The following is an 18,482-nucleotide window of genomic DNA, read 5'->3' on the forward strand; positions in this document are numbered from 1 at the left end:
GGGTCCATGGTCGTTGTAGCCTGATCGTTCCGATGTTCCGCGTCCGCGCGCGCGCACGACCTTCAGCTTCACCCATTCTTCCTGGACAGCGTACGCCTGCTCGAAGGTGATCTCCGGATACTGCAGCGACAGCTGCCGGATCGGCTGGCCGGTCTTTTCGGCCTCGTCCAGCTGGCGGGCGACTTCGGCGATCTGCGCCTGCTGCATGATCCGAAATTCTCCTCCGCGAGGGCTGTTCCCGCGGGACGAGTGAACGTCTACCCCGGGATCACCATACAGTTCTGTCTGGTAGTTGACAGCATGCCGGGTGTCAATCGGCGGGCCTAGAACGGGGCGATCGGACGTACCCCCACGCCACCGTCGCTCAACATCAGCTGGCCGGTCACTGCGCGAGAGTCGCGCCGACTGGCGAGCAGGACATACAGGCCGGCGTGGTCATCGGCTTCCTGCGCCAGGCGCAGGGGATTGGTCGGGACGATGCGCGCGGCCGAAGCTTCCCGGTCTGCGCCGAGCGACCGCTGCGCCTGGCCCAGGGCGTCCATGCCGCGCAGCTCGGTGAGCGTCGCGCCCGGTCCCACGCCGTTGACCCGGACATCGGGTGCGAACTCCAGCGCCAGCCGGCGGATGAGCCCCAGCACGGCGTGCTTGGACGAGACGTAGAGCACGCCGCCCCCGCCCGCCTCATGGCTCGCCACCGAGCCCGTGTAGATCAGGCTGCCGCGGCTCTGCGTCAGGGCTTCGCGTGTGGCGAGCGCCAGCAGCAGGTAGCCACGCACGTTGATGGCGTAGATCTCGTCCATGGCGGCGACGAGGCTTTCGGGCGTGTACCGCGCCAGGGGGCGATGGAAATCGAACACCCCGGCATTGCCGACCGCGACGTCGAGGCGCCCGAACGTCGAGACGGCGGTCGCCACCGCGCTCTCGTGGGAAGCCCATTCCCGCACGTCGCCCACCACGGTCCGGATCCGGTCGCCGTGCGCCTCGGCGAGCGCCGCCACCCCGGCCGCATCCCGGTCCACCGCGACGAGGCCACGCACGCCTTCGTCCATGAAGCGCTGGACCACCGCGCGTCCAATGCCCGTAGCGGCGCCGGTGACGATCGCCACCTGGTCGTCCAGCCAGCCGCTCATGACGCCGCGCTCACAGGAACACGTTCAGGTTCTTGGCGAGCAGCACGGTCTGGGTGATGTGGATCTCCCGCCGCGCCAGCCGCAGCCCGCCGTCGGCCTGGCGCCGCAGCAGGTCGGTCCGACGCCCCGCGAGCCAGTTCTCTTCCGACTCGTTGCGCCCCCGGCAGTTCACGAAGGTCGAATAGACCTGGTACTCGCCCTCGACCGCGGTGAGCTCGACCTCGACGTTGTTGATGATGTGCACGGCCCGCGTCGGCGGGTCCTCCGCCCAGGCGGTGGCGTGCATGAACCGGGTTACCCGGCGGCGCAGGTTGAGCAGGTCGTCGTCGTAGAAGGCCATCCGCTCGATCAGCGGCCCGGCCGTGGTGTCGTTGCGGTAGCGGGCCTGCATGCCGGGCATCCAGTAGTGGACGTCCTCGGTCATCAGCCCGAGCCACTCCTCGTACCGCTCCTGGTCCAACAACCGCGCCTCGCGGTAGAGGAACTGCTCGATCTCGAACACGAGATCGCGATCCGGCAGAGCGGGGAAGCTTGGCGGCTTCGGTGACCGGATGACGTCCGCGGGGTCGATCTGTCTCGCCTGGCTCACGATCAGCGCCCCCCCGGAACTTGCGACCAATCCTCGGCGCTCACCAGGTCGAGCCACCGTCCATAGAATGCCCGCTGATTGGAATCATTGAACTTCCGTTGGTGAACATTGCCGGGAAGCTCCTCGTGCTCGACGTTGCTGTTCAGGCCGAGGCTGTAGTGGAGCTTCTGGCGACGGGCCACGACGCCGGCCGCCGTCCGGGTGGCGTTCTCCCAGTTTTCCCCATCGTCCATCTCCAGGGTGCCCGACGGCGAGAAGGTCCGCATGACGCCGCGCCGGTACTTCTCCTTGATCGACTCCGGGGCGCTCTTGTTCACCAGCACCCAGGTGTGCAGCTCCGTCCGCTGCGGACGCGCGGGTTCCAGGTGCGGATCGTGTTCAGGCCGGCGAGGAACGAGAAGTGCGGGAACAGGGTAGCCGAACCCATGGCCCCCACCATCCGCGACCGCAGCTTGCCGAGCCGCTCGGCGACCAGCGCTTCCCGCTCGCGGATGTATTCGACCACCTCCGGCTCGCCGAGGGTCATGACGTTGCCGACCATGTCGAAGCCGAACTGCATGCCATGGCCGTTGGCGTTGGCTTGGTAGACGCTGTCCTGCTTGGCCTTGCCGACGCCCCCGCCGAGCATGGCGACAGCTCCGGAGTTGTGCGTCCACTGGGCGTGCAGGGAATCCCCAACGAAATTCTCGGCCGGGACCTTCCAGTTGCAGTCGATCCAGGACTTGATGTTTCCCGTCAGGAACTCCGTCCCCCCCTCGTCCGTGTCCAGCAGCACGTCGAGGTACCAGCGGTAGTCGCCAAGGTAGTCGTCGAGGCTGGGCGCGCCCGGATCGAAGGTGGCGAAGATCAGTCCCTTGTACGACCCCACCCGGGCCTGCATCAGGCCCATCTCGGACTTGTCGAAGTCGGGGCAGGTCTTCTCGTAGATCTCCTCGGCGGGCATCCCCAGGAGGGCGCCGTCGCGACCGAACGCCCAGCCGTGATAGTTGCAGGTGAACCGCCGCGCGTTGCCGGCTTCGGCGAAGCACACCCGGTTGCCCCGGTGCGGGCAGGCATTGAGGAACACCCGCACCTGGCCATCGTTGCCGCGGGCGACGATGACGCCGTCCTCGCCGATCGTGGTGGTCAGGAAGTCACCCGGACCCGCGACCTGGCTCTCGTGGGCCACGAAGATCCAGCAGCGCGCGAAAATCCGCTCGAGCTCCAGCCGGTAGATCGCCTCGTCCCAGAAGATCCGCGGCGAGATCCGCCCGGCCTCAAGGTCGACCAGTTCGCGCAGCGACTGTGCCGAAGGGCGGGCCCAGTCCTCGACCTGCAACTGTTCGCTCATCCTGAAACCTCCTGGTCCGTCCGCGCGGCGCGCAGATCGGCGAAGACCACCCCGTCCACCACCTGCACGGGGAATGCCCGGATCGGATCCGTGGCCGGGAAACACATCGGTCGACCGTCGCGCACATCGAACCGGCCGTCGTGGACCGGGCAGCAGAGATCGTGCCCCTCGACCCAGCCCTCGCTCAGCGAGGCCTTGGCGTGACTGCAGCGGTCCTGGGTGGCGTAGTACGCGCCCTCGATCCGGCAGACGGCGACGGCCTCCAGGCCGTCCGGCCGCACCCGGCGCACGTCGCCCTCCGGCACCTCGTCGGCTGCGATCAGCCGCGTCATCCCTTCCACCGCCACCCCGCCGCTCACTCCGAAAGCCCCTTCACGGTCCGTCACTCCGACTAAGCCAGTCCATACAGATGTGTATGGTTTAGGCATCGGGCCGGAGGCTGTCAATCGGCGCGAGTACGCCCCGAGACCGCCGCCGAGGCCCGCAGCTCGGAGATTCGGTCCGGCCCATAGCCGAGCCACTCTTCTAGAATCTCATCGGTGTGCTCCCCGGTGCCGGGGGTTCGCCGACGGGGTCCCACTGGCGTGTCGGAGAGCCGGGGGACTGCTCCCTGCATCGGCAAGGTGACGCCGCCGCCCTGGTCGATCTCGACGATGAACCCGCGATGCCGGAGCTGCGGGTTCTCGACTACGTCGGCCACCGTGGCGATCCGCGCGCAGGGAACGCCGGCTTCTCCGAGGATCGCCTCGATCTCGCCGCCGTCGCGCTCCGCCGCCCAGGCTTCGACGATCGCCTCGGTGGCGGCGAGGTTGGCGACCCGCGCCGCGTTGCTGGCGAACCGCGGGTCATGCATCAGCTCCGGACGGCCGGCGACCCTGAGGAACCGCTCGAACATGTCGTCCCCGCCGCACAGGACCAGCACCCACGCGCCGTCGCGGGCCTGGAAGACGTTGCTCGGGGCCACCGCCCGTCCGCGGGCCCCGGTGCGGGTCGTGGTCACGCCGTTCAGGATCTGGTTGGGGATCGCCGTCATCAACAGGGAGGCGCCGCTTTCGAGCAGCGAGATGTCGACCACCTGCCCGCGGCCGGTGCGGTGGCGCGCGTGCAGCGCCCCTAGGACGCCGATTGTCGAATGAAGGCCGGCGACGTGGTCGCAGACAAACACCCCCATCAGCGCGGGCGGGCCGTCCGGCGGGCCGGTGAGGTCCATGAGGCCGCTCATCGCCTGGGCGGCCGAGTCGAAGCAGGGCCGCGGGGCGTACGGACCGTCCTGGCCGAAGCCGCTGATCCGGGCCATCACCAGGCGGGGATTGATCGCCCTGAGCTCGTCCCAGCTGCAGCCCATCTTCTCCATGGTGCCGGGGACGAAGTTCTCCACGAGCACGTCCGCCTCGGCCACGAGGGCCTTCAGGACGTCCTGCCCCTCACGGTTGCGCAGATCGAGCGCAATGCCCCGCTTGCTGCGGTTCATGACGTGGAAGTTCAGGCTCGTGCCGGCCAGGTCCGGCGGATACTGGCGCAGGCTGTCGCCGCCGCCGCTCTCCACCTTGATCACTTCCGCCCCCATGTCGCCCAGCATCATGGCGCAATACGGCCCGGCGACGAATCGGGCGAGGTCGATGACTTTCAATCCCTCGAGAGGGCCCACGGCGTGCTCCTTGCGGGTTCCGGTCCGGCGTCTAGCTGACGGTTTCCTCGTCGATGGTCTTGGCGGCCAGCAGGAACAGGACGATCGAGACCACGATCACCCCCTCCCCGATGATCTTCGCCCAGCGCAGCCCCTCGGCGGCGCCCAGGCCGCCGGTGGTGGCGAGGAGATCGCTGATCGCCCCCACCGCCAGGGGCCCGAAGCCGAGACCGATCAGGTTCAGGGTGAACAGCAGCACGGCCGCGGCCGTCGCCCGGGTTTCCGGCCGCACCAGGCCCTGGATCGAGGCGTAGACCGGTCCGAACCACGCCGTGTTCAGGAAGGCGGCGCCCGCCAGCAGCAGAATCCCCACGGCCGCCGACGGTGCCAGCATCGCGCCGACCACGAACGGCAGGGCGAGCGCCGCGAACGCCGCGGGCAGGTAGACGTGAGCCCGCAGGTCCTTGGCGATCAGCCGGTCGGACAGCCGGCCGCCGAGCACCGCGCCCAGGATGCCGGCCACGCCGCTCGTGAGCCCGATGGCGATCCCGAGGAAGCCCGCGGACTTCAGGCCGAACATGCCGCCCAGCGAGGCCAGCTCGGCGGTGTGGTTGCGCAGGAAGAAGGACGCCGTGAACGCGGTCTGCCCATAGGTGACGAAGGCCTGGAAGGCGGCCGCGAAGGCGATCAGCCAGAAGGTGCGCTTGGTCGCCAACTCCCGGCAGGCGTCGGCGAACTTCGGCCGTTGCGCGGCCTTCTGGGCGATGGCGGCCCGCAGCTTGCGCCGCGGCTCGTGCAGGGTCGTGGCGGCCAGGAGCGCCAGCAATAGGCCCGGCGCGCCCGCCACCAGGAACGCCGCGCGCCATCCGTACGCGTCGGCGATCACCCCACCCAGGGCCATGCCGAGCAGCGTCCCGAGGGGCGTGCCCATGGCGTAGAACGCCAGCCCCGAGGCCCGCTTCTCGCGGGGCATGTAGTCGGAGATCAGCGAGTGCGCCGGCGGGCTGCAACCCGCCTCCCCGATGCCCACCCCGAAGCGGGCCAGGATCATCTGCGGGAAGCTCGTCACGAAGCTGCACGCCACCGTGAAGCTGCTCCAGACGAACACCGAGGCGGCGATGATCCGGGGACGGTCGCCATGCTCCGCGAGCCTTGCGATGGGAATGCCCAGGACGCTGTACAGGAGGGCGAAGGCGAGCCCCGTCATGACGCCCAGCTGCCAGTCGGCCAACCCAAGCTCGAGCTTGATCGGCTCGGCGAGGATGTTGATCACCTGCCGGTCGAGGAAGTTGAACGTGTAGATCAGCAGCAGCAGCCACATCGCGCCGCGGTGGCCGGAGACGGCCTCAGCCGCGGAGGCCGTCTCCGGGAGCGATGTCCCGGCCCGCACTGCGTCGTCCGCCATGAAGCTCCCCCACGCTCGCTCCGGCGGCTCCGGAACGTACACTAGTGTCTGTGATATCGGGTCGCATCGTCGGAGGCAATCACCCAGTCGAACGAACCTCCAGCCCATCGGGCGCACCAGACCGGCGCCTCGCGATCACGGAGTCGCGCTGGGCGCGCACTGGCCGTATGAACTGGGGGTTGGCGATCAGGCGCCGGTCGCGGACCGGGAGAACGGGGGATTCGGAGTTGGGGACAACCAAAGCGCAGGGTGCTGCCAGGGCGACGGGGCCCGCAAAGCGCCAGCTGACCCGCGACGACTGGATCGACGCCGCGACCCAGCGGCTCGTGAACATGAGCGTCGACGCGGTTCGGGTCGAGCCGCTGGCCGCCGAGATCGGCGTGAGCCGGGGAAGCTTTTACTGGCACTTCAAGAGCCGCAAGGAGCTGCTCGAGGCCATCCTCGCCAAGTGGCGGGAGAACCAGACCCGCCGCATCATGGAGCGGATCAAGCAGGATCGCAGGCTGGGGGTGAGCGAGCAGCTCGCCCAGCTCCGCGAGCTGCCCAGCAGCCGCCGGGCCGAGGTGGCCGCCGCCCTCGAGCTGGCCATCCGCGCCTGGGCGCGGCGCGACAAGCTCGCCAAGCGCGTCGTCTCCGAGGTCGACCGCGAGCGGATGGAGTTCACCATCAGCCTGATGATCGAGGGCGGCACCGAGGAAAGCCAGGCGCGTTTCCTGGGGCTGCTCGGCTATGCCTACACGATCGGCGAATCCCTGCTGCACGAGGTGATCACCGAAGAGCAGGTGCGGGACTGCCGCGCCCACATCCTCGAGGTCCAGATCGCCGCCCTGAAGGATCCCGGCTGAGGCCGCCAGTGGTTCAGGCGTCGAGCAGCCTGGGCCGCAGCCGCAACCCGTGCGCCTCCCGATCCCAGGTGTCGGGAGTGACGCCCTCGCGCCGCAGCTGGTCCTTGGTGACCTTGTTGGTGCTGGTCTTCGGCAGCTCCGGCAGGAACCGGAAGAAGCGCGGCACCATGAAGTGGGCGCAGCGATCCGCGAGGAACGCCGTCAGCGCTTCGGGCGACACCGTCTCGCCGTGGGGCGAAGCGATCACCGCCATGACGTCCTGGTCGCCGTGCGGGGACGGGACGCCGATCACCGCCACCTCCAGCACGCCGGGGAAGGCCGCAACCTCCTGCTCGACTTCCTGCGAGGAGACATTCTCGCCGCGACGGCGAATGGCGTCCTTGATCCGGTCGACGAAGTAGAAATTCCCCTCGGCATCCTGCCGGAAGGCGTCGCCCGTGTGGAACCAGCCGTTGCGCCAGGCCGCCAGGGTGGCGGCAGGATCGTTGAGGTAGCCGGCGTTCATGGTCCACGGCTGGCTGGCGCGGAGGATCAGCTCGCCGACCGCGCCGACCGTCGCCTCGTTATCGTGGGCGTCGACGATCCTCGCCTCGATTCCGTCGCGGGCCCGGCCGCAGCTGCCGAACACCCGGCTGTCCGCCGCCGTGAGGAGGGGCACCGAGACCTCCGTCATGCTAAAGGCGGCGAAATAGGAGAACCCCTGGCGCTCGGCGAAGGCCGCCGTCTCCGGGGTGATCGGCGACATCATGCAGAAGTCGAAGGGGGCCCGGGAAGAGGGATCCACGGTCGCCGCCAGATAGCCGGTGATCGAGCTCAGGAGCCCCACCAGGCGGTTGCAGCCCGCAGCCTCCACATCGCCCCACAGCGTCTGCGCGCTGAAGGCGGGCGCGAGGTGCATCGAGGCCCCGGCCGCGAGGGTCGCGACGGCGGCGCCCAGGGCCAGGGTGTGGAACAGGGGCGTGTAGATGTAGATCCGATCGGTCGCCTCCAGGTACCCGTGCGAGGCGGCCCCGGCCGCCCCCACCTGGGCGTAGGGGCAGAGCACCCCCTTGGCGCGTCCCGTGGTGCCGGAGGTGAACAGCACCGCGGCGATGTCCCAGGGCTGGGGCGAGGCGGACACCTCGACCGGCGCGCCCGTGAGCAGAGCCTCGTCATGGATCCGGAACGGCAGGTCGGGGACCACGCCCGGCCCGGCCAGGATCACCGTCTCCAGCCGCCCCGCGTGGAACTCGCCGAGCCGGTCGGACAACTCGGAATGGCAGACCATGACCGGGGCGTCGGCGGTGACCACGGCGTGCCGCAGCATCTCGCCGCGCAGGGCGGTGTTCAGCGGCGCGATCACCGCGCCCAGCGCGCTCGCGCCGAACCAGGCCCGCAGGAAGGCCGCACCGTTGGGCAGGAACAGCAGCACCCGGTCCCCGGCCGTCACGCCCACTTGCGCAAGACCCGCGGCGGCGGCCTGCGCAGCCGCCCAGGCCTCTCCGTAGGTCCAGCGCGAGCCATCCGCGAACGTGGCGCAGAGCGCATCGGGCATCTCGGCCGCACGCCGCGCAAGGATGGCCGGCACGACGCAGGAATCGGCCGTGGCCGGGCGATCTTCGAACCAGGATGGAAACGTCATCGGACCAGACCCTTGAAGCAGCACGTTGGGGGGCGCCGCCCCGGGCACATACGATCGGGGCCAGCCGCGCGGTTTGACAAGGCCGCCGGGCGGTCATATCCATACACAACTGCATGTTCAAGACGCAGCCATCAGCGGACGCGGCAAGGACCGCGCGCCGTGAGGCTCCAAGGGGAATGGAATGAGCACCGACGCCATTGAGGTCGCTCTGCACGATCTGGGCGTGAAGCGCGAGGCCCGGACGGGCTTTGCCGCCGACCCGGCCGCTTTCCTCACCCGCTACGCGCTGGCCGCCGACGAGGCTGCAGCGATCTGCAACTTCGACGTCGCCGCCCTGCAGGCGCGCAAGGTCAGCCCGCTGCTGACCATGGGCTTCTGGATGATGAACCATCCGAGCAGATCGCGACAAGACTACCTGGAACAGCTGCGCACCGGCGGCCAATAAGGAGCCAACGAGATGGGAAAGATCGTCGGCGGCTTCGTCCTGCCGCATGAACCTGGCCTGTTCTTCACCCCGCGGGATGCCGCCGAGCCGCGCCTGGAGGAGGTGCACGCGGCCTATGACAAGGTGCGCGATCGCATCGGCGAACTGGCGGCCACGACCGTCGTCGTGGTCGGCGCCGACCACTACGTCCTGTTCGGTCCGCAGTGCCTGCCGAACTTCCTGATCGGGGTTGGAGACGTCACCGGCCCCTATGAGAAGTTTCCGGGGGTCCCCCAGGGCGAGATCCCCAACAACCGGGAACTGGCCGGCCATATCCTGCGGCACGGCCGCGCCAACGGCTTCGACTGGGCGGCTTCCAAGTCGCTGCGGGTCGACCACTCGGTGGGGCTGCCGGCGCGGATCTGCGCCCTGCCGAATTCCACCGTGGAGGGTGTCGTTCCGGTCTACCTGGCCAGCGGTGTGGAACCGCTGATCCCGATGCGCCGCGCCTACGAACTTGGCGGCGCCATCCAAGCCGCCGTCGCGGCGTACGACGACGACGAACGCGTCGTGGTGATCGGATCCGGCGGCATCAGCCACTGGGTCGGCATGTCCCGCATGGGTGACCACAACGAGCAGTTCGACCGCATGGTCCTGGACTGCGTCGTCAACGGGGATCCGGAGCCGCTGTTCGCGCTGACCGACGCAGAAATCGTGGACCAGGCCGGCAACGGCGGCCTCGAGATCCGCAACCTGGTCTGCGCCATGGGCGCGATGCCGGCCAGCACGGGCAAGCTGATCGCCTACCACGACGAGCCGGACTGGGTGGCGGGGCTGGGCTTCGCTGAAATCCACGCCGCGGCGTGATCCTACTGGAAGGAAACGAGACCTTGAGCCATCCCGCCATCGGCAAGACCGTCGTCGCCGCCGGACTGAAGACCAACTACCACGAGATGGGCTCCGGCCGCCCCGTGATCCTGCTGCATGGCTCCGGCATGGGCGTCTCCGGATGGGAGAACTGGCGCAGGGTGATGCCGGACCTCGCCAAGCACCACCGCATCCTGGCGCCGGACATCGTCGGCTTCGGCTTCACCGAGCGTCCCGCCGAGGCGCAGTACAATATCAAGCTCTGGGTGCAGCACCTCACCGGGTTCATCGAGGCGCTCGGCCTGGAGAAGCCCGTTCTGGTCGGCAACTCCTTCGGCGGCAGCCTGTCGCTCGCCTACGCCGCGCGGCAATCGGACAAGCTCTCGGGCATGGTGCTGATGGGCACGCCGGCCGGGGACTTCACACGCACGTCCGGGTCGAGCGCCTGGTACTACGAGCCGACGGTCGAGAACATGGGCGCCCTCCTGCGTGAATTCCCATACGACAGATCGATCGTCGACGACGAGATGATCACCTCCCGCCACGAGGTCACCATGATGGCGGGCGGCCTCGACGCCTATCGCGCGCTCTTCCCCGAGCCGGGGCCCGCAGGCGAGCAGCGGACCGTCCGCGGCCTGCCGCCGTCCACCCTGGAACAGGTCAGAACGCCGGTGCTCGCGCTCCACGGGCGGGAGGACAAGATGATCCCGCTGGAGTGCAGCCTGCGGATCGCCGAGCATGTTCCGGACGCCGAGCTGCACGTTTTCGGCAAGTGCGGGCACTGGGTCCAGATCGAGCGCAAGGACCAGTTCGTGGAGCAGACCCTCAACTTCATCGCCCGGCTGCCGGCCTGATCCGACCCGGCCACGGAAGATCAACATGAACAATCGCACCGGCCCCGTGGTCGTCGTCGGGGCTGGCCAGGCAGCCGCCGCGCTGGCCCGGGCATTGCGCGAAATGGGATTCACCGGTCGCATCCGGATCCTGGGGGAAGAGCCACAGCCGCCGTACGAGCGCCCGCCGCTCTCGAAGCAGGTGCTGATGGACGGCCGCCTTCCCGACAGCATCTGGCTGATGGGCGAGGACATCCGGCGCACGCAGGCCGTGGACCTGACCACATCGACCCGCGTGGTGGAGATCCACCGCACGGCGCGGCAGGTGATGACCGACACGGGCGAGGCGGTTCCCTACGAGACCCTTGTCCTCGCGACCGGCGGCCTCGCCCGCCGGCTTCCGGACTTGCCCGTCGACGGCCGGCGCGTCTTCGAAGTGCGCACCCTCGATGATTCCCTCTCCCTGCACGCCCGCCTTGCAGACGCCCGCCGGGTGCTGGTGATCGGCGGCGGCTGGCTGGGCCTCGAGATCGCGGCTACAGCGCGCGAGCGCGGCTGTGACGTCACCCTGGTAGAGGCCGCGCCGCGGCTCTGCGTCCGGTCCGTGCCCCCGGAAGTCTCCGAATACCTGCGCCAGCTGCACCGGGCCCAGGGTGTCGATGTGCGGCTGGGCGAGTGCGCCGCCCCGACGGTGACGGAGACGGCAGTCAGCCTCGGGGCGGAGGCCTACGACCTTGCGGTCGTCGCTATCGGCCTGGCCGCGCGGGACGAACTGGCCGCCGCGGCCGGCTTGCCCACGGCGGACGGGGTGCTCACCGACTGCAGCGGCGCGACCGAGGACCCGGACATTTTCGCGATCGGGGACGTGGCGCGGCTGTGTTCGTCGGCCGGGCAGCCGGGCGTGCGCCTTGAATCCTGGCGCCATGCTGAAACCCAGGGGCGGCTGGCCGCGGGCGCAATCCTCGGTCGCCCGATGGGCTACGACGAGCCCGCATGGTTCTGGTCCGACCAGTTTGATCATCTCATCCAGATCGCCGGGCTGCCGCGGCCCGACCTCGAACTGATCGACGAAAGCCCAGGTGAGAAGCCGCTCTGGCGGTACGGCCGGGATGGGCAGGTCGAGACGGTGATCGGGGTCGACCGCGCCCGTGATGTGCGCATGGCTCAGCGCGGGCTCCCTTCCCTCGCCTCGCGGATCGGCGATCTTCGGCCATGAGCGCCGCCCCGGCCGATGGCCACGTCACCGGCTTCGGGACCAAGGGCTACCGGAGCTATGTGCTGACGGCGCTGCTGATCATCTACATCCTGAATTTCGTCGACCGCGGCCTGCTGTCGGTCGTCGCGCCGCAGATGAAGCCCGAGCTGGGCATCTCCGACACCGCCTTCGGCCTGCTCACCGGCTTCGGCTTCGCCCTGCTCTATACGGTGGTCGGCATCCCGCTCGCCCAGTTCGCCGAGACCCGCCACCGGGTCTGGATCATGACCGTCTGCGTGGCGCTCTGGTCAGCGATGACCGCCCTCTGCGGCCTGGCCGCAGAGATCACCATCGGCTCCCTGACCATCGGCGCCTTCTGGGTCCTGCTCGCCTGCCGCGTCGGCGTGGGCATCGGCGAGGCCGGCTGCACGCCGCCCGCCAACTCGCTGATCGCCGACTACCATCCGCCCAAGAGCCGCTCCACCGCGCTCGGCTACTACGCCATGGGCGTGACCCTCGGCACCCTGCTCGCCAACCTGATCGGCGGCCCGGTCACCGACGCCTTCGGCTGGCGAACGGCCTTCTTCGTCCTCGCCGTGCCCGGCATCCTGGTGGCCCTCGTCTTCAAGCTGACTGTGAAGGAGCCGCCGCGCGGCCATACCGATCCGCCGGGCGCGATCCGGCAGGAACGGCCGAAGTTCTCGCTAGGCCTGCGGGAACTGGCTTCCAAGCGCTCATACTGGACCATGACGGTCGCCTCTGTCACCGCCGCCTTCTGCGGCTATGGCATCGCGTCCTTCCCGTCGCTGTTCCTCAGCCGCAGCTTCCCGAGCATAGGACCGCGACAGGCTTGAAACGAGGCCGGCCCCTCCTCGCTCGCAACGCAGGCATTGAGGCCCTCACGCAGCAGCGCTGACACGGCCCGCCACGCGCTACCGGCGGACCTCGCCCTGACTGCTCTCATTGCAATTCAGGGGCGTACGGGATGCGCTGATCGCGCATCTCCGGAAACGTTGGTGAGGGCTCGGCCGCCGGTGGCGACCGAACGGTGCCCACAGCGAGGGAACGTGAGCGGAGGAAAGCGAACGGATGCGAACGAAAACGCGAACACCGGTGCACGCTATTTGCACCGCCCTCCCGTTAACTCCATGATTTTTCTAGAGTCTCCGTCCAGTCCATCATCGGGGCCACGGAGAGGCGGGAAGCGGGAAGTTCGGGCAAGGTCTGAGTGGCCAAGGGTTTGAACGCGCCGCCTTCTACGTCATCTTGGGCTGATGGACAAAATCAGCAGGCCGGCCGCCACATGGCAGGCTTGAGATCCATAGCTCTTAGAGCTATATAATCCAGGACGTCGCTGGGCGATGAGCGTCTACAAAACCAAGGCGTTTGCTCGGTTTGCTCGAAAGGTGGGCCTGGGCGACCGGGAGATCATTCACGCGGCTGAAGCCGTAGCCGCCGGCCAATGGGACGCGGACCTCGGTGGCGGCGTCTACAAGCAGCGGATCGCGCGCGAGGGCGGCGGCAAATCCGGCGGCTTCCGGACCATCATACTGTTTAAGGTCGGCGGACACAGCTTCTTCGTCCACGGCTTCGCCAAGAGTGAAAAGGCGAACGTCACGGCCAACGAACTCAGGGCGCTGAGAAAGTTGGCCGCCACCTTCCTCGGCTTCGACGCCGAGACCTTGGAGAAAGCCAGCGCCGCTGGTGAGATTGCGGAGGTCACGAACGATGGCGAAGACGCCAAGCAAGACTGAGAGCGGCATCCTCGGCACGGTCCACAAGACCGCCGCCGGCCTGCACCGTGCCGGCGTCATCGACAAGGCGACCATGCGCGAGTTCGACGCCCTGTGCCTGACGCCGGTGACGCCGATGGCGCCGGAGGAGATCAAGGCCTTGCGGGAGCGCGAGCAGGTCTCCCAACCGGTGTTTGCGAGCTACCTGAACGTCCGTAAGGACGCCGTCAGCAAGTGGGAACGCGGCGAGAAGCGGCCGGATGGGCCATCGTTGAAGCTGCTGAACCTAGTGAGAGCGAAGGGCTTGCAGGGGATAGCTTGAGGCGCATCAGCGTTGCCAATCGAACATCTAGCAATCTGAATAGTATTTGCTGAGATCGAGTGGCCTGCCGATCGCAGCCGAAACCGTTGCACCAAGCGTGTTCAAATCATCTGGCCCTCTAGAAGAACAGACAGTCAACATCTTGGTGGGTGGGCCGCCGGGGTAGTTCGTCTTGCACTCGACCCGCATGTACGATCCACCTGGCCCTTTCGCAGGTTGAATCCGCTCGACGCGAACCCTCACGACGGTCTCCAACGCGACCACGAACAATTGGGCATTCTGAAAAATCAGTGACTTACCGTCCGCCGAAACGCCGATGGCTCCATATATGCTTTCGACGCCTTGAGCGTCCCGCAAAAACTCCAGCTCGTAATCACTAGGCCCCCACGCACCGGCGCCATCAATCCCCGGAGCGATTGGGATCGTGCTTATGGGAACGAACGCGGCCAACCCATTCAATTCTTCTGGTGTCAGCGGCGGCAGAAACCCGCTCTTGATTGAGATGTAGCAACCCGCAACAAGCCTCGGATCTCGACCAGTCACGCGATGGCCGCCGCGCTGCATATCGGCAGGCCACGCCAAGAGTTCGACCTTTGCTCGGCCAAAGGTCCAGACGGCTCGGACGGTATTCAGATGGTTGGTTATAGGCGTCTCGCCGAGAAATCTCGCGAACTGCGCCGCCGTCCGCTGCACATTCGCCCGTTCATCCTGCCCGAAATAGGCGTCGCCGAAGAACTCCGTCGCTGGCAGATTCGGCGTGAAATGCTCAGAAAGCTGAATGTAGACAGGCCGAATTAACCCCTCCAGGGGAGGTGGAACGATGCCTATCTCCACCGCCTCGTTGAAGCGATCCGGTTGACTCGTGATCCCGTAGCTTGCCGCGAGTTCGGCCCGCGGAGACTTCCAGGGAATACCGACGTCTTCGAGCCACGCCTGGATCGGGTTCTCTCGATCAAGGAAACGGCCGAAGCGCGCTCCGTCCCCGCCACGATCAAGAACACCCCTCAACCAGCTCATGCGCGCCCCTTACGCCGACGAAGACAAATTCGATGGCTTTTCAGCTTGGTGCAATCTCCACCTCTTTCGATAGGCGCCTCAAAGGGAAGCGTAAAAGTTGCCCCCGCTGATCAAGCCCACTTAACTTTTTGCGCATGGCCAACCTCAGCCGGGCTGGCGACGGGCTATCAAGGGCGGCTTGACCGTCGCTCCGCGACGCGCGCCGCAGGCGCACACAAGTCGCCGCCCTACCTCACACCGGAAGGGCGGTCGTGTATTTCACCTGGCTGAGCGCGAAATGCGACGCCGAGGTCGCCACGTTCGGATGGCTCAGCACCTCGCGCATCAGGAAACGCTCATAGTCGGCCACGTCGGCGGCCACGATCCGCATCTGATAGTCCCACTCGCCGGACATCGAGTGGCACTCCAGGATCTCAGGCCGGCCATGGACGAAGGCCTCGAACCCGCGCCGCTCCTCGGCCGCGTGGCTGCGCAGCCGGACCTGCAGCATCACGCTGACCCCGCGCCCCACCCGGGCGGCGTCCACGAGCCGCACCGTCGGGCCCAGCACGCCGGACTGCTCGAGCGCGCGGATCCGGCGCCAGACCGAGGCGGGCGAGGCGCCGACCTGCTCGGCCAGGGCCGCATGGGACAGGCTGGCGTCCGCCTGCAACAGGCGCAGCAGGCGGCGATCCAGCGATTGAGCCCCCTGATTAGAATCTTTCACAAATTGCCCCAAATCGAATGAATGCCCCAGAATATGCCGCCAGACGCGCGAGTGTGAAAGGACAATTCACCGCAATCCGCGTAATCCTACGCCATGCCAGACGACACGCCCAACGCGCTCCACCGTCCGCCCCCCGGCGCCGCCGCCGACTGGACCATTCCCCAGGATTGGGCGCGCTACACCGAGGTCGAGCATGCCACCTGGGACCGGCTGTTCGCCCGCCAGGTGGAGATGCTGCAGCCCCGCGCCTCCACCGCCTTCCTGCGCGGGGTCGATGTCCTGCGGCTCAGCCGGCCGGGCATTCCGGACTTCGAGGAGCTCAGCGCCCGGCTCAAGGACCTGACCGGCTGGCGCGTCGTCGCCGTGCCCGGCCTGGTGCCGGACGAGGGCTTCTTCCGCCATCTCGCCAACCGCACCTTCGTCGCCGGCCGCTTCATCCGCCGCCCCGACCAGCTGGACTATCTGGAAGAGCCCGATGTCTTCCATGACGTCTTCGGCCACGTGCCCCTGCTCGCCGACCCGGTGTTCGCCGACTATCTCCAGGCCTATGGCGAGGGCGGCCTGCGCTCGCTCAAGTTCGACAGCCTGGACCATCTGGCCCGCCTCTACTGGTACACGGTCGAGTTCGGCCTGATCCGCGAGGGCGCCGATCTCAAGCTGTTCGGCGCCGGCATCGTCTCCAGCTTCGGGGAATCCCGGTTCGCCCTCGATTCCCCCTCCCCCAACCGCATCGGCTTCGACCTGCGCCGGGTCATGCGCACCCGCTACCGGATCGACGATTTCCAGCAGACCTATTTCGTCATCGACAGCTTCGAGGACCTCCTGGCCCAGACGCTTGAGACTGACTTCGCCCCGCTCTATGGCGAGCTGGCCACCCTCTCCGACCTCGCGCCCGAGGCCGTGCTGCCCACCGACCGGGTGATCCAGCGCGGCGATCAGTCCTATGCCGGGGCCCGCCCTTGACCGGGGCGGCTCACCTCGCCGGCCTGTGGCGGCGAGAGGTCATCACCACCCCGGCCGGCGATCGCGACGACACCACCCGCGTGTTCTGGCTGCAGTCGCGCAGCTGGTACGCCGACATCCGGATCAAGGCCGATCGGCCGCGCCGTCCCGAGGCCCGGGGGTTCGGCGACTTTACCGAGCCCGAGCTGATCGCCCTGGCCGAGACGCAAGGCTTCGCCGGCGAACTGACCGCCGCCGACGGGGTCTGCCTGTGGCGGCGGGACCTGGACTACCAGCCCCCGGCCGCGACGCCCGACGAGGCAACTTACACGCTGGACGGCGACGTCATGATCGAGGACGGCCTCCATTCCGACTATCAGGAGATCTGGCGGCGCGAGGCCGACAGCGCCGCGCCCCTCGCGGCCTATCGGCTGGACGGCGACCGCGCCGGGTTCCTGATCCTTGGCGGGTCGCACTTCCTGGAGATCCTGGACCGCCCCGCGCCCTTGCCGGCCGGCGCCACCCTCGCCGCCATCGTCAGCCGGGCCCTGGCCGCCGGTGACCGGGCCGCCGCCGAGGCGGCGCTCTCCATGCGCATCAGCTATGGCCGGTTCGCGGCCGGGGCGGGCGAGATCGCGCTCTCCACCTTCCCCTGGCTCGAACGCCAGGCCTGGAGGCTTGACGCCCTGCCCTGGCGGCTGATCGGCTAGCGCGCGGGCGCTTCCGCCCGTCCGAAGGCGGGGCCCGCGTCTCCTTGCGCCGCCCGGCGCGCCTTCAGATAGGCGAAGGTCTTCACGGTCTGGGCGAACAGATGCTCGCCGGACACCAGCCTCGGATAGCGCGCCGGTCGATCGGCGCTGACGAAGGCCGGATGCGGCTCGACCACCGTCCAGTAGTCGCAGGTCGCGAAGAACGGAAAGCTGTAGCGCTCCTCGGCCACCTTGCGCACCCGGTGCGAGGTGGCGGTGAACACCCCGTTGGTCCAGGCCTCCAGCATGTCGCCGATATTGACCACGAAGGCGCCGGGGATCGGCGGGGCGTCGATCCACTGGCCCTCGCCGTTCAGCACCTCCAGCCCGGGCGCCGTGCCCTGCAGCAGGGTGAAGAACTCATAGTCGGTGTGCGCCCCGATCCCCTGCTGGTCGGCGGCGGCGTCCGGGTCGAACGGATAGTGGATCATCCGCAGTTGGCTGGGCGGCGCCGTCAGGTGCGCCTCGAAGTGATCCTGCGGCAGGCCGAGCGCCAGGGCGAAACCCCCGAACAGCCGGCGCGCCAGCCCGGCCACCGCCACGTAATAGGCGCCCACCGCCGCCTTGAAGTCCGCATCGTCCGGCCAGAGGTTCGCGCCCAGCATCGGCGCCCGCCCGTCGCCGCCCGGACAGTCGAGGCCGGTGTCATAGGCCTCCTTGCGATCGATCTTGCCCTCGACAAACACCTCCTCGCCCTCGGGCACATAGCCGGAATGGTTGGTCGAGCGGCCGATATAGAAGTCCATCTTCCGCTCGATCGGCTGGGCGAAGAACCGCATCGCCGCGGCCTTCAGCGCGTCGGTCAGGTGGGGATCGAGCCCATGGCCGGTCACATAGAGAAAGCCCACCTCGCGCGCCGCGCGGCCCAGGGCGTCGGCCACCGCCTGCCGCGCCGCCGGATCTTCAGCCTCCAGATCGCTGAGGTCGACCACCGGCAGGGTCTGGAAATTCCGGCTCATCCCCGTGCTCCGAGCTGCGCGCCGGTATTACCAATTTCGATCTACGTAACATCACGCGCCATCCCTCGCCGGTGCGGCAGGCGCCGGCGAATTGACGCCTGGACGGTCAGGACCGCGCCGGGCTGCGTAGAATTCCGGCGCCCGCGCCCGACTGACCAAGCTCGGCCACGGCCCGGTTGGAATATTAC

21 protein-coding genes and 1 pseudogene are annotated in these 18,482 nt (G+C 68.3%); 10 read left to right on the plus strand and 12 right to left on the minus strand.

Annotated elements, in window-relative coordinates; translation table 11 throughout:
* From MQH10_RS07650 to MQH10_RS07685, 8 genes and pseudogenes are all read right to left on the minus strand, one after another.
* Window positions 1-207: pseudogene (locus tag MQH10_RS07650) on the minus strand (hypothetical protein); the annotation flags it as partial.
* A 116-nt stretch (window positions 208-323) separates the two neighbouring features.
* The gene (locus MQH10_RS07655; RefSeq protein ID WP_242563479.1) at window positions 324-1,130 is read right to left on the minus strand and encodes an SDR family NAD(P)-dependent oxidoreductase; all 807 of its coding nucleotides are present in this window, start codon (window positions 1,128-1,130) and stop codon (window positions 324-326) included.
* Between the two features lie 10 nt (window positions 1,131-1,140).
* Window positions 1,141-1,719, minus strand: a complete 579-nt coding sequence (locus tag MQH10_RS07660; RefSeq protein WP_242563480.1) for a 3-phenylpropionate/cinnamic acid dioxygenase subunit beta — start codon at window positions 1,717-1,719, stop codon at window positions 1,141-1,143.
* A 2-nt stretch (window positions 1,720-1,721) separates the two neighbouring features.
* Window positions 1,722-2,042: an SRPBCC family protein gene (locus MQH10_RS07665; RefSeq protein ID WP_242563481.1), complete on the minus strand. Its 321-nt coding sequence runs from the start codon at window positions 2,040-2,042 to the stop codon at window positions 1,722-1,724.
* Window positions 2,033-3,049, minus strand: a complete 1,017-nt coding sequence (locus MQH10_RS07670; RefSeq protein ID WP_242563482.1) for an aromatic ring-hydroxylating oxygenase subunit alpha — start codon at window positions 3,047-3,049, stop codon at window positions 2,033-2,035. The genes MQH10_RS07665 and MQH10_RS07670 overlap by 10 nt, the downstream gene beginning before the upstream one ends.
* Entirely contained in the window at window positions 3,046-3,381 is a 336-nt protein-coding gene (locus MQH10_RS07675; protein ID WP_242563483.1) for a non-heme iron oxygenase ferredoxin subunit, read from the minus strand. The genes MQH10_RS07670 and MQH10_RS07675 overlap by 4 nt, the downstream gene beginning before the upstream one ends.
* Window positions 3,382-3,491: 110 nt before the next feature.
* Window positions 3,492-4,697: a CaiB/BaiF CoA transferase family protein gene (locus tag MQH10_RS07680; RefSeq protein ID WP_242563484.1), complete on the minus strand. Its 1,206-nt coding sequence runs from the start codon at window positions 4,695-4,697 to the stop codon at window positions 3,492-3,494.
* A 31-nt stretch (window positions 4,698-4,728) separates the two neighbouring features.
* On the minus strand, window positions 4,729-6,081 hold the full coding sequence (locus MQH10_RS07685; protein ID WP_242563485.1) for a spinster family MFS transporter: 1,353 nt from the start codon (window positions 6,079-6,081) through the stop codon (window positions 4,729-4,731).
* A gap of 227 nt (window positions 6,082-6,308) precedes the next feature.
* On the opposite strand from MQH10_RS07685, the gene MQH10_RS07690 reads away from it, so the two are divergent.
* Window positions 6,309-6,926, plus strand: coding sequence for a TetR/AcrR family transcriptional regulator (locus tag MQH10_RS07690; protein ID WP_242563486.1), 618 nt, complete (start codon window positions 6,309-6,311; stop codon window positions 6,924-6,926).
* Window positions 6,927-6,939: 13 nt separating this feature from the next.
* On the opposite strand, the gene MQH10_RS07695 is transcribed toward MQH10_RS07690, so the two are convergent.
* Complete coding sequence (locus MQH10_RS07695) at window positions 6,940-8,547, minus strand: AMP-binding protein (RefSeq protein WP_242563487.1); 1,608 nt, start codon at window positions 8,545-8,547, stop codon at window positions 6,940-6,942.
* A 181-nt stretch (window positions 8,548-8,728) separates the two neighbouring features.
* Between MQH10_RS07695 and MQH10_RS07700 the strand changes: the two genes are divergently transcribed.
* The 7 genes from MQH10_RS07700 to MQH10_RS07730 all read left to right on the plus strand — a co-directional run bounded on the left by MQH10_RS07700 (window position 8,729) and on the right by MQH10_RS07730 (window position 13,921).
* The gene (locus MQH10_RS07700; RefSeq protein WP_242563488.1) at window positions 8,729-8,992 is read left to right on the plus strand and encodes a hypothetical protein; all 264 of its coding nucleotides are present in this window, start codon (window positions 8,729-8,731) and stop codon (window positions 8,990-8,992) included.
* Window positions 8,993-9,004: 12 nt separating this feature from the next.
* Window positions 9,005-9,838, plus strand: coding sequence for a DODA-type extradiol aromatic ring-opening family dioxygenase (locus MQH10_RS07705; RefSeq protein WP_242563489.1), 834 nt, complete (start codon window positions 9,005-9,007; stop codon window positions 9,836-9,838).
* A 23-nt stretch (window positions 9,839-9,861) separates the two neighbouring features.
* Window positions 9,862-10,692, plus strand: coding sequence for an alpha/beta fold hydrolase (locus tag MQH10_RS07710; RefSeq protein ID WP_242563490.1), 831 nt, complete (start codon window positions 9,862-9,864; stop codon window positions 10,690-10,692).
* 25 nt (window positions 10,693-10,717) lie between these two features.
* Window positions 10,718-11,887 (plus strand): NAD(P)/FAD-dependent oxidoreductase, encoded by a 1,170-nt coding sequence (locus MQH10_RS07715; protein WP_242563491.1) that lies wholly within the window; start codon window positions 10,718-10,720, stop codon window positions 11,885-11,887.
* Entirely contained in the window at window positions 11,884-12,720 is an 837-nt protein-coding gene (locus MQH10_RS07720) for a spinster family MFS transporter (RefSeq protein WP_242563492.1), read from the plus strand. Before MQH10_RS07715 ends, MQH10_RS07720 begins: the two co-directional genes overlap by 4 nt.
* Before the next feature lie 507 nt (window positions 12,721-13,227).
* Complete coding sequence (locus MQH10_RS07725) at window positions 13,228-13,620, plus strand: type II toxin-antitoxin system RelE/ParE family toxin (RefSeq protein WP_242563493.1); 393 nt, start codon at window positions 13,228-13,230, stop codon at window positions 13,618-13,620.
* Window positions 13,595-13,921: a helix-turn-helix domain-containing protein gene (locus MQH10_RS07730; protein WP_242563494.1), complete on the plus strand. Its 327-nt coding sequence runs from the start codon at window positions 13,595-13,597 to the stop codon at window positions 13,919-13,921. Before MQH10_RS07725 ends, MQH10_RS07730 begins: the two co-directional genes overlap by 26 nt.
* Before the next feature lie 27 nt (window positions 13,922-13,948).
* On the opposite strand, the gene MQH10_RS07735 is transcribed toward MQH10_RS07730, so the two are convergent.
* The gene (locus tag MQH10_RS07735) at window positions 13,949-14,938 is read right to left on the minus strand and encodes a hypothetical protein (RefSeq protein WP_242563495.1); all 990 of its coding nucleotides are present in this window, start codon (window positions 14,936-14,938) and stop codon (window positions 13,949-13,951) included.
* A 232-nt stretch (window positions 14,939-15,170) separates the two neighbouring features.
* The gene (locus tag MQH10_RS07740; protein ID WP_242563496.1) at window positions 15,171-15,644 is read right to left on the minus strand and encodes an Lrp/AsnC family transcriptional regulator; all 474 of its coding nucleotides are present in this window, start codon (window positions 15,642-15,644) and stop codon (window positions 15,171-15,173) included.
* A 93-nt stretch (window positions 15,645-15,737) separates the two neighbouring features.
* Between MQH10_RS07740 and phhA the strand changes: the two genes are divergently transcribed.
* Both phhA and MQH10_RS07750 read left to right on the plus strand, forming a co-directional pair.
* The gene (phhA, locus tag MQH10_RS07745; protein ID WP_242563497.1) at window positions 15,738-16,607 is read left to right on the plus strand and encodes a phenylalanine 4-monooxygenase; all 870 of its coding nucleotides are present in this window, start codon (window positions 15,738-15,740) and stop codon (window positions 16,605-16,607) included.
* Complete coding sequence (locus tag MQH10_RS07750; protein WP_242563498.1) at window positions 16,604-17,296, plus strand: hypothetical protein; 693 nt, start codon at window positions 16,604-16,606, stop codon at window positions 17,294-17,296. The genes phhA and MQH10_RS07750 overlap by 4 nt, the downstream gene beginning before the upstream one ends.
* On the opposite strand, the gene MQH10_RS07755 is transcribed toward MQH10_RS07750, so the two are convergent.
* A complete protein-coding gene (locus tag MQH10_RS07755) occupies window positions 17,293-18,294 on the minus strand; it encodes an isopenicillin N synthase family dioxygenase (protein WP_242563499.1) in 1,002 nt (333 codons plus the stop codon). The two genes, MQH10_RS07750 and MQH10_RS07755, sit on opposite strands and share 4 nt — an antisense overlap.
* Window positions 18,295-18,482 lie beyond the last annotated feature (188 nt).

Origin of the sequence: Phenylobacterium aquaticum, from assembly GCF_022695515.1 — a bacterium.
Taxonomy (GTDB): Bacteria; Pseudomonadota; Alphaproteobacteria; order Caulobacterales; family Caulobacteraceae; genus Phenylobacterium; species Phenylobacterium aquaticum.